Source organism: Enterococcus sp. AZ089 (assembly GCF_050547225.1).
Lineage (GTDB): Bacteria > Bacillota > Bacilli > Lactobacillales > Enterococcaceae > Enterococcus_D > Enterococcus_D entomosocium.
Genome location: NZ_CP172954.1, coordinates 2748866 through 2761709 on the forward strand (window position 1 = coordinate 2748866; position 12844 = coordinate 2761709).

At 41.6% G+C, this 12844-nt stretch carries 1 protein-coding gene; it reads right to left on the bottom strand.

Annotated features, from left to right (window positions below):
* Positions 1-113: 113 nt before the first annotated feature.
* Positions 114-12827 (bottom strand): KxYKxGKxW signal peptide domain-containing protein, encoded by a 12714-nt coding sequence (locus IGJ01_RS12680; protein WP_430601147.1) that lies wholly within the window; start codon positions 12825-12827, stop codon positions 114-116.
* Positions 12828-12844 lie beyond the last annotated feature (17 nt).

The window sequence follows — 12844 nt, forward strand, 5'->3', positions numbered from 1 at the left end:
CATCACAGTTAGTTTGCCTAACTGTGATGCTTTTTTATTTAATAGAAGTACTTTTATCATTTTAGAAGAGCTAGGAAATTTATCCTAGCTCTTCACAAAACAAAACTAACGAGTTACTCTGTTTCACGCTTTGCTTCATCTTTTTTCTTTTTCATTAAAGCAATAGCAGCTAACAGCGTGGCAATTCCAGCAAGAGACATTTGAATACCACTTGCATCAGATTCGCCAGTCTTAGGAAGAGTAGAACCAGTTGCACCGGTCGTATGCCCCCCTACTTCTGTGTTGCCAATTGGCGTTATTGTATTTCCATTTACTCCATTGTTCTGATCAAAACTTGATGGTGTTGAAGTAGAGCCGCTGTTAGACTCACTTGCCGAAAGTGAATGATCTTGGCTAGTTGATTGTGATTGCAGCTCTGATAGACTCTCAGACAAGCTATTACTGTGATATTCACTGACGATATCAGAGTTGATATCACTTGTACTTGTGCTTAGCGAAGCAGAGTCACTCACGCTGGTACTATCGCTGATTGATTCACTAGCGCTCATGGAGACTGAATCTCGATCAGAGGCACTAAAGCTTTCACTCTGACTAGCCGAGTTGCTAGCGCTCAGACTGTCGCTTGTTGACCCTGAATCACTTGATTCGGCGCTAAGTGATACTGAATCACGTTCACTATCACTGATGCTGGTGCTTTCGCTTGCGGATTCACTTACGCTTGTACTGTCACTGATAGAAGTCGAATCACTTACACTTGCACTATTTGACATTGAATCACGTTCACTATCGCTGATGCTGGTGCTTTCGCTTGCTGATTCACTCACACTTAGGCTTTCGCTTGCTGAAGTCGAATCACTTACACTTGCACTATCAGACATTGAACCACGTTCACTATCGCTGATGCTGGTGCTTTCGCTAACAGATTCACTCACACTTAGGCTTTCGCTTGTTGAAGACGAAGCACTTACACTTGCACTATCAGACATTGAACCACGTTCACTGTCACTAATGCTGGTACTTTCGCTAACAGATTCACTCACACTTGTACTGTCACTGGTTGAAGTCGAATCACTTACACTTGCACTATCAGACATTGAACCACGTTCACTGTCACTAATGCTAGTACTTTCACTAGCTGATTCGCTCATACTTGTACTGTCACTTTGACTGATTGATGTGCTCTCACTTGCAAAAATCGACTCACTTGTACTGAAGCTGCGGCTTTCTTCCGTAGAAATACTTGCGCTTTCAGACTCAGAATCACGAATGCTAGAACTGTTGCTTGTACTTTCAGAAGCGGAGGCTTGATCGCTCGTACTCATAGATTGACTCAAACTTGTACTGTCACTTGAACTAACCGATTCGGAATCTCGGACACTTTCACTTGTACTAATGCTTTCGCTAATGGAGGTTGATTCGCTAGGTGTAACTTCCGTACTATTCCGCTCGCTTTCGCTAGTACTGATGCTGACGCTAACTGATTCACTGGTGCTAGAGCTTTGTGAATCACTTGTCGAAGCACTCACACTTTGAGATTCAATCACTTCTTGTTTTTCGCTAAGCGATGTGCTGATTGATGCCGATTCGCTTAGACTTGTACTAGTAGATTGTGAAATGCTGGTGCTCTCACTAGCACTTGCTGAGACAGAATCATTTGTACTTGTACTGTCACTGGTTGAAAGGCTAGAACTGTTCGATCTTGAATATAGATCGCTTAAGCTATCACTTGCACTATCGCTATTGCTGAGTGATGTGCTTGCACTATCACTCGTACTGAAACTACGTGATTCGCTGGCACTTTCAGATCTAGATAGTAAATCACTTAGACTCGCGCTTAAACTTAAGCTGTTACTTACGCTCGTGCTACCGCTATAGCTTAGGCTATCACTTCTAGATTCACTTGCACTCTCTGATCTAGAAAGTAAATCACTTACACTCGTACTAGAACTTAAGCTGTCACTAGTTGATGTGCTCATGCTATTGCTTACACTATCACTCCGTGATTCGCTCGCACTGCTAGATTGAGAGTTCATTTCACTTAAACTTAAGCTAGAGCTGTTGCTGCCACTCAACGAAGTACTTGTGCTTTGGCTCATGCTATTGCTCCGTGATTCACTGGCACTGGTTGAACGAGATAGTAATTCGCTCAAGCTAGTACTGCTACTTTCACTCGTACTAATTGATGTGCTGCTACTATAGCTTAGGCTATCACTCCGTGACTCGCTGGCACTGACTGATTGAGATAATTGTTCACTTAGACTTGTACTTGAACTCAAACTCGTGCTAGCTGAAGTACTTTGACTGAAACTATTACTTAGGCTATTACTTAAACTAATACCTTCGGAAAGTGAGTCACTTGTCAATTGGCTCAAACTATTACTCAAACTGTAGCTGTCGCTCGCACTAGTTGACGATGAATCACTTAATGAACTGCTAGTACTTGTGCTGAGACTTAGACTCGCAGAAGTACTACTACTGTAGCTTTGACTTTCACTTGCTAGTGATCTGCTTTCTGAAAGACTATCGCTATTGCTCAAGCTAGCACTGATTGACGATGAGTCGCTCATTGATGTACTGATACTCAAGCTTTCACTCATACTTTCAGAAGCACTATTACTAATACTTGTACTATCGCTAGTACTTGTACTTATGCTTGCTGAGGTGCTGCTACTGTAGCTAGTACTGTCACTAGTACTTAGACTAATACTTGCTGAGGTACTGCTGCTAAAGCTTTCACTCATACTTGAACGTGAATCACTAATTGACGTACTCAAACTATTCGATTCACTATTACTGCTACTTGTACTAATTGAAGCAGAGTCACTAACCGAAGTACTGACACTAGTACTCATGCTCAAGCTGGCTGAAGTACTGCTGCTATAGCTTTGACTTTCACTAGTCCGTGAATCGCTCACAGACGTACTAATGCTTGTTGATTCACTATTACTTGTACTTGTGCTACCGCTGTAGCTTGCAGAGTCGCTTGCACTTTGTGACATTAAACCACTAGTACTCAATGATGATGAATCACTTAGTGAAGTACTAATACTTGCTGACTCACTGTTACTAATACTTGTACTTACTGATAATGAGTCACTCAATGACGTACTCGTACTTGTTGACTCACTGTTGCTTACACTTGTGCTGCCACTAAAGCTTGTAGAATCGCTCGCACTTAATGACAACGAAGTACTTGTGCTTAGAGATAACGAGTCACTGATCGACGTACTTGCACTTGTTGATTCACTAGTACTTACGCTTGTGCTACCACTAAAGCTTGTAGAATCGCTCGCACTTTGTGATACTGAGATACTTGTGCTCAATGACGAAGAGGCACTGATGGACGTACTCAAGCTTGTTGATTCACTGTTACTGATGCTTGTACTTACAGACATTGAATCGCTAATTGAGGCACTTGTACTTGTCGAATCACTATCACTCACACTGGTACTTAACGATGATGAATCACTGATCGATGCGCTCAGGCTTGCTGATTCGCTGTTACTGATACTTGTACTTACAGACATTGAATCGCTGATCGACGTACTTGCACTTGTCGAGTCACTGTTGCTTACACTTGTACTTAGCGATGATGAATCACTTAATGACGTACTTACACTTGTGGAATCGCTACTGCTAACACTTGTGCTGCCGCTAAAGCTTGCTGAATCACTCGCACTTAAGGATGCCGAAATACTTGTACTCAATGATGATGAATCACTGATTGATGTGCTTGTACTTGCTGATTCACTGTTACTGATACTTGTACTTACTGATAACGAATCGCTGATCGACGTGCTTGTACTTGTCGAGTCACTGTTGCTTACACTTGTACTTAGCGATGATGAATCACTTAATGACGTACTTACACTTGTGGAATCGCTACTGCTAACACTTGTGCTTCCGCTAAAGCTTGCTGAATCACTCGCACTTAAGGATGCCGAAATACTTGTACTCAATGATGATGAATCACTGATCGACGTGCTCGTACTTATGGACTCACTGTTGCTTACACTTGTGCTGCCACTAAAGCTTGCTGAATCACTCGCACTTAGAGATGTCGAAATGCTTGTGCTCAATGATGATGAATCACTGATTGATGTGCTTGTACTTATCGACTCACTATTACTTACGCTTGTGCTGCCACTAAAGCTTGCAGAATCACTCGCACTTAGAGATGTCGAAACACTTGTACTCAATGATGATGAATCACTGATTGATGTGCTCAGGCTTGTTGATTCACTGTTACTAATGCTTGTACTTACAGATAATGAATCGCTGATCGACGTGCTCGTACTTGTGGAATCACTGTTGCTTAGACTTGAGCTGCCACTAAAGCTTGTAGAATCGCTCGCACTTAATGATGTCGAAATGCTTGCACTTTGTGATGATGAGTCACTGATCGATGTGCTCAAGCTTGTCGACTCACTAACGCTTGTAGATGATGATTCGCTCACTGACGTACTTGAGCTTGTGGACTCACTGTTGCTTACGCTTGTGCTGCCACTGTAACTTGCGGAATCACTCGCACTTAGGGATGCTGAAATACTTGTACTCAATGATAGTGAATCACTGATCGACGTACTTGTACTTGTTGACTCACTATTACTTACACTTGTGCTACCACTAAAGCTTGCTGAATCACTCGCACTTAGAGATGTCGAAACACTTGTACTCAATGATGATGAATCACTGTTCGATGTGCTGTTGCTTGTTGATTCACTAATGCTTGTAGATGCTGATTCGCTCGATGACGTACTTGCGCTTGTGGAATCACTGTTACTTACACTTGTACTGCCGCTAAAGCTTGCTGAATCACTCGCACTTAGAGATGTCGAAATACTTGTGCTCAATGATGATGAATCACTGATTGACGTACTTTCACTTGCTGATTCACTGTTACTGATACTTGTACTTACAGACATTGAATCGCTAATCGACGTGCTGGTGCTTGTCGACTCACTATTACTTACACTTGTGCTGCCACTGAAGCTTGCTGAATCACTCGCACTTAGAGATGTCGAAATACTTGTGCTCAATGATGATGAATCGCTGATCGACGTGCTCGTACTTGTGGACTCACTATTACTTACACTTGTGCTACCACTAAAGCTTGCTGAATCACTCGCACTTAGGGATGCTGAAATACTTGTACTCAATGATAGTGAATCACTGATCGACGTACTTGTACTTGTCGACTCACTGTTGCTTACACTTGTGCTGCCACTAAAGCTTGCAGAATCACTCGCACTTAGGGATGTTGAAATGCTTGTGCTCAATGATGATGAATCACTGACTGATGTGCTTGTACTTGCTGATTCACTGTTACTAATACTTGTACTTACTGATAATGAATCGCTAATCGACGTGCTCGTACTTGTGGAATCACTGTTGCTTACACTTGTGCTACCACTAAAGCTTGTAGAATCGCTCGCACTTAGGGATGCTGAAATACTTGTACTCAATGATGATGAATCACTGATTAATGTGCTTGTACTTGTCGACTCACTGTTGCTTACACTTGTGCTACCACTGAAGCTTGCAGAATCACTCGCGCTTAGAGATGTCGAAACACTTGTACTCAATGATGATGAATCACTGACTGATGTGCTCAGGCTTGCTGATTCACTGTTACTAATGCTTGTACTTACAGACAATGAATCGCTGATCGACGTGCTTGTACTTGTGGAATCACTGTTGCTTACACTTGTGCTTCCACTAAAGCTTGCTGATTCACTCGCACTTAGAGATGTCGAAATGCTTGTGCTCAATGATGATGAATCACTGACTGATGTGCTTGTACTTGCTGATTCGCTGTTACTGATGCTTGTACTTACTGATAATGAATCGCTGATCGATGTGCTGGTGCTTGTCGACTCACTAATACTTGTAGATGTTGATTCACTACTTGACGTACTTGCACTTGTCGAATCACTGTTACTTACACTTGTGCTACCGCTAAAGCTTGCTGATTCACTCGCACTTAGAGATGTCGAAACACTTGTACTCAATGATAATGAATCACTGATTGATGTGCTCAAGCTTGTTGACTCACTAACGCTTGTAGATGTTGATTCGCTCACTGACGTACTTGCGCTTGTCGACTCACTGTTGCTTACGCTTGTGCTACCACTAAAGCTTGCTGATTCACTCGCACTTAGGGATGTCGAAATGCTTGTGCTCAATGATGATGAATCACTGACTGATGTGCTCAGGCTTGCTGATTCACTGTTACTGATGCTTGTACTTACTGATAATGAATCGCTGATCGACGTGCTCGTACTTGTGGACTCACTGTTGCTTACACTTGTGCTGCCGCTAAAGCTTGCTGAATCACTCGCACTTAATGATGCCGAAATGCTTGTACTCAATGATGCAGAATCGCTGATTGACGTACTTTCACTTGCTGATTCGCTGTTACTGATGCTTGTACTTACTGATAATGAATCGCTAATCGACGTGCTCGTACTTGTGGAATCACTATTACTTACACTTGTGCTACCACTAAAGCTTGCTGAATCACTCGCACTTAGAGATGTCGAAATACTTGTGCTCAATGATGATGAATCACTGACTGATGTGCTCAGGCTTGCTGATTCACTGTTACTGATGCTTGTACTTACTGATAATGAATCGCTGATCGATGTGCTGGTGCTTGTCGACTCACTAATACTTGTAGATGTTGATTCACTACTTGACGTACTTGCACTTGTCGAATCACTGTTACTTACACTTGTGCTACCGCTAAAGCTTGCTGAATCACTCGCACTTAGGGAAGAAGAAACACTTGTACTCAATGATGATGAATCACTGATCGATGTGCTTAGGCTTGTTGACTCACTGATACTTGTAGATGTTGATTCACTATTTGACGTACTTGTACTTGTCGAATCACTGTTACTTACACTTGTACTGCCGCTAAAGCTTGCTGATTCACTCGCACTTAGAGATGTCGAAATACTTGTGCTCAATGATGATGAATCACTGACTGATGTGCTCAGGCTTGCTGATTCGCTGTTACTGATACTTGTACTTACTGATAACGAATCGCTGATCGATGTGCTGGTGCTTGTTGACTCACTAATGCTTGCAGATGTACTACCACTGAAGCTTGCTGATTCACTCGCACTTAGGGAAGATGAAACACTTGTACTCAATGATGATGAATCACTAATTGATGTGCTCAAGCTTGTCGACTCACTGATACTTGTAGATGTTGATTCACTACTTGACGTACTTGCACTTGTCGAATCACTGTTGCTTACACTTGTACTACCACTGAAGCTTGCAGAATCACTCGCACTTAAGGATGTCGAAATGCTTGTACTCAATGATGCAGAATCGCTGATTGACGTACTTTCACTTGCTGATTCGCTGTTACTGATACTTGTACTTACTGATAACGAATCACTGATCGATGTGCTGGTGCTTGTTGACTCACTAATGCTTGCAGATGTTGATTCACTACTTGACGTACTTGCGCTTGTCGAATCACTGTTACTTACACTTGTGCTACCGCTAAAGCTTGCTGATTCACTCGCACTTAAGGAAGATGAAACACTTGTACTCAATGATAATGAATCGCTGATCGAGGTGCTCAAGCTTGTCGACTCACTGATACTTGTAGATGTTGATTCACTACTTGACGTACTTGCACTTGTCGAATCACTGTTACTTACACTTGTGCTACCGCTAAAGCTTGCTGATTCACTCGCACTTAGGGAAGATGAAACACTTGTACTCAATGATAATGAATCGCTGATCGAGGTGCTTGTGCTTGTGGATTCACTAATACTTACAGATGTTGATTCACTCACTGATGTACTTGCACTTGCCGAATCACTGTTACTGATACTTGTACTTACTGATAACGAATCGCTGATCGATGTGCTGGTGCTTGTCGACTCACTAATGCTTGCAGATGTTGATTCACTACTTGACGTACTTGCGCTTATGGAATCACTGTTGCTTACACTTGTGCTACCACTGTAACTTGCAGAATCACTCGCACTTAGGGATGTCGAAATGCTTGTACTCAATGATGCAGAATCGCTGATTGACGTACTTTCACTTGTTGACTCACTAATACTTACTGAAAGTGAATTACTTGCAGATATACTTTCGCTTGCCGAATCGCTATTACTTACGCTCGTACTGCCGCTATAACTTGCAGAGTCACTTGCACTTAATGATGTCGAAATGCTGGCGCTCAATGAGGATGAATCACTAAGCGAGGTACTCAAACTCATTGACTCACTGTTACTTAATGATAATGAATCGCTAACTGATGTGCTGGTACTGATTGACTCGCTAATACTTACAGATGTTGATGCACTAGCTGACGTACTTACACTTGTGGAATCACTGTTACTTACACTTGTGCTGCCACTGAAGCTTGCTGATTCGCTAGTAGACTCACTATTGCTTTCACTAATGCTCAATGACATCGACATACTAATTGAATTTGAGATCGAGTCTGATTCCGATAAACTTTCTGATAAACTCATGCTAGCACTCAATGAATCAGAAATAGATTCGCTGAAACTAATGCTCTCACTAAGCGAAGAAGAATCAGATTCACTAATTGCGACAGATAATGATTCTGATGCTGAAATACTTTCTGATACTGAATCACTCTCTGACAATGATAGTGAAGTGGATTCACTGAGTGATTGCGAGAGTGAAACTGATACTGACTCAGATAAAGATAAACTTTCAGAATCACTTGTACTGTTGCTCAATGATCCAGAAACAGATGCACTAAAGCTAGAACTATCACTTTCTGAATCTGACTCAGAAACACTAGCTGATATGGATAACGATTCTGATGCTGAAAGACTTTCTGACATTGAATCACTATCCGACAATGAAATCGATGTTGAAATACTTTCAGATAGGGATTCTGATAAAGATTCTGAATCACTAAGCGAAATTGAAAGAGACATTGATTCACTTTCTGAGATAGAGGTCGATGACGAGCCACTCTCTGAGTCCGACACTGAAATAGATTCACTTGTTGAAAGAGACGCTGATTCTGAGTCACTCAATGAGATCGAAACCGATTCTGAATCACTTAAAGAAGTTGAAGTAGAGATTGATGTTGATAATGATTCAGATGTCGAATCATTCATATCAGATTCACTTTCTGAAATAGACGATGACAATGAGTCACTCTCTGATTCTGAAACTGAAACAGACTCACTCATTGATGTAGACATTGATTCTGAATCACTAACAGAGATCGATTCTGATAAAGAGTCACTTTCTGAAATCGATTGAGAAAGAGAAACACTTTCTGATTCTGAAGTAGAAGTAATAATGGATTCTGATAATGATTCACTTCCCGAAACAGACTCTGAAGTAGACAAAGATACCGGATCTTGTTCATAATTGACCGTGAACATCTGAGGTGAAGAATCCATTTGAGATGCTCCATTACTGGTGGTGTCAAAAGTTTGATTGGCAGCCATAGCTTCCGCTAATGTATTGTAGACTACTCCATCTGGTCCTGTAACCGTATAAATGTATCCATTTCTCTCTAAATCTGCATCTGTTACACCAAGAGTGATACTTTCGTTTGAAACGCCAGAAGTACCATATTTTCCAACAGTGACTGTTCCCGGGATTTGCTCAAATGCTTCCCCTGTAGCAGGATCTGATTCCGGTTGATTATTTCCAACGACACCGACTTCTTGATAAGACGGATAGAGAGTGATCGTAATAAACTGTTGATCACTATCTGTCGTACTACCATTATTGCTAGTATTATCAAAAAGAAATGTCCCTGTTTGATCTGCATAATAACCGGTTTGAGTGAGGTAATCCGCAATTAAATCCTCATAACTTATTTCTTGGCCGGTCGTCCCATTGATGGCAACTGTGCCAGTTTGGTTTTGTAATGGACGACCATCTGAATTAACAAATGTTACGTTGACTGTTTGTGTATCTGCTACAACATAAATAGTGGTTAGACTCGCTCCAGTTCCGACTGTAGTAGATCCAGGCTGTACATTACCATTTAATACTGCACCTGTTGCATAATAGTAACCAGGAGGTAAATTCGTCGAAGTATAGTAACTATTGGTCCAATCAATAACATTCCCGTAGTTTGAAGGAACTCTATCTGTTCCTGAAGCTTCGGTACCAGCATTCATGTACTCAGAAGAAATCACTTGACCTGTCTTAACGTCAACATATTGGTACTGAACCGAATTATTAGCAACACCGTATACATAAATATTATAGGTATAATTGGTGTTTTCCATCGGAACGATCGCAACTGTCGCTTGTCCATAACTATCCCCATTATCGGCATTAGTCGTACTATCTCCGCCACTTTGGCCATCGTTTTTCGCAGAACTAGCGACTTGAGTACCAATTGCCCACATATAATTATCAGGCATTAGATCATTGGCATACTCCAACGTTTGCAAATCAAGATACTCACCAATGTAATTAACGTCTGGATCAATTGGCATATCAACAGTTTTGATAATATTGCCATACTGATCAACATAGTTTACAGTTACAGTTCCTGGTGCAATAGCAACAGTCGCTAATTCACGGGTAGAAGTATCTACAATATTAGATGTAGTAACATTTCCAGCCGTATCTTTAATGGTGGTTGTCGTACCTGAAATAGTCATCTCTACGAATTTTAAGTTACGGTTTCCTTCTGGAGCAGCGGTTTGGCTACTGCTGCCTTGCCATGTACTAATCTGAGAATTATTCATGACAAATGTTCCCGAACCTGTAATCAATCGGCCAGCCGAAACAGCTCCTGAAGAAGTTAAACGTGCTAAGTGCAATGCTCGCGGTGAAATAAAGCGAATGGTTGCGCCAGAATCAACGTTTACAACAGTATTGGCATTCCATTGTTGCAAATCAAGTACCGTTCCTGCATTAAATGTAACAACCGCTCTATTTGTGACATTTAGCGAGTTAGAACCTACTGTACGCGTAGCCGTCATTTGTAAATTTTGTCCAAAAGTTGCAGTTCGGTCATTTGATTGACTTCCTGAATAACGAGAAAAATCAAGGAGCATTTGGAAGCCGTCTTGTTTCCAGGTTACGTCATCTCCAACAGTGATTGAGTTAAATCCATAATAGACAAGGGGATAGTTGTTACTATTATAGGTACTAAGTTCGTTCCCAATAATTGTCGCTCCATCACCTACTTTAAAGGTATGGTTGAATCCTGTATCACTCGCATTGTTCCCTCGGATGGCCATATAGTAAAACATGGAATAACCAGTGGTACCAGCTGTTCGATTCAACTCTACATGGGATCCGTTAGCGATAGCTACTTCCCCAATTTGCATCAATTCTTGTTTTACATTGGCAACGATTTTGCCTGATAAAGTCACTTGACTATCCTCAGCATCCAGTAGTCGTCGTGGTTGATAAGCAGTATCTGTTCCGCTAACACCATCTCGTCCTTCGAGAGTGACATTATCGATATTGAAGTACCAGTATCCATAACCACCTGTTGCCGACCTTGAATCGATCACAGCGTCCGCTGTACCTGTCCCACTGTCTCCTGAGTTGGTGCCTGACTGCCAATGAATCAAGTTAATATTTGTGATCGTAAAAATAGAACCGCGAACCGTAGAACTTGCCCCTACATTAAACGCTGCTCCTGCCATATTGACTGTAAAACCATTCCCGTCAATAATCACACTCGTTTCGCGCCAACCCAAATCACGAGTTGCCACATTGGTAGCTGCTGTAATATTGGCGGTTACCTCGATATAGGTAATCGAAGAATTTCCATATGCTGCTTTTAAGGTAGCCCAGTCAGTAACTGCGGCATAAGTGCCATTAGCAATAGCGGTTTGCTTATATAAATCTTTATTCTTCACTTGGTCTGGCACATCAACTGTTACCCCAGAAGGTGAATTGGTTTTATTTCCATCATTGATTGCCTGCTCAAATTCTTCTCGACCCATATCCGGATCTGCAGAAACATTGATTTTAATGATCTGCCCCGATTGGGTGGTAATTGCAAAACTTGCAATCAAATTATTGGCACTAGCATATTGTTGCGCTGCCCGTATCAAAGATGTACTTGGCGAATTGCCATCTTTGACTACTATCTCTAATGAATTCGTTGTAGTGTCAACCGACGCTTGTACTTTCTTCGGCACTAATTGATCAAAGAGCTCTTGTGCTTTTTGTGATTCTACTTTATTTTTTTCGGAGACTGTTTGTTTTGGTGGGTTCTTTTGACTTACTGACGTTGAATGAGAGACGCTGGTAGATCGTGACATCGATAGACTAGTCGATTCTGATGCACTTGACGACAACGAACCACTTTCTGAAATCGAGGTACTTTCTGAGATACTCAAACTCTCTGATTCAGACACACTCTCCTCCTCGGAAAGGCTCATTGATTCAGAAGTGCTTTGGGATTCTTCAATAGTGGTAACATTGTTTTCAATTTCTGAATCACTCACACTCTGTGATTCGGTTAAACTAGTTGACTCTGTTGCACTTTGTGACTGGGTAATACTTTCGGATTCAGAAAAACTATCCGATGGCTGTGTGCTTTCAGATTGAGAAGTAGCTTCACTTTCTTGTGTCGATGAAGCCGGTATTTTGGTCGTCGTTTTATTTGCCAAGACATTCTCGGCATTTGCTTCTTTACTTGCATCTAATGGCGGTGTGATTTCTGAAGCATGTGCCACGATTGGCGCGATACTCAATCCAGCAATGCCAGTAAAAGAAGTGATCGTTGCATAGACCCAATGTTTTCCGCTTTTATACATCTTGTAGCGTTCACTTTTATTGGAGCGTAACAACTTTCGATAATTATTCTTTTTACTCATTACGTTTATTTTTCTCC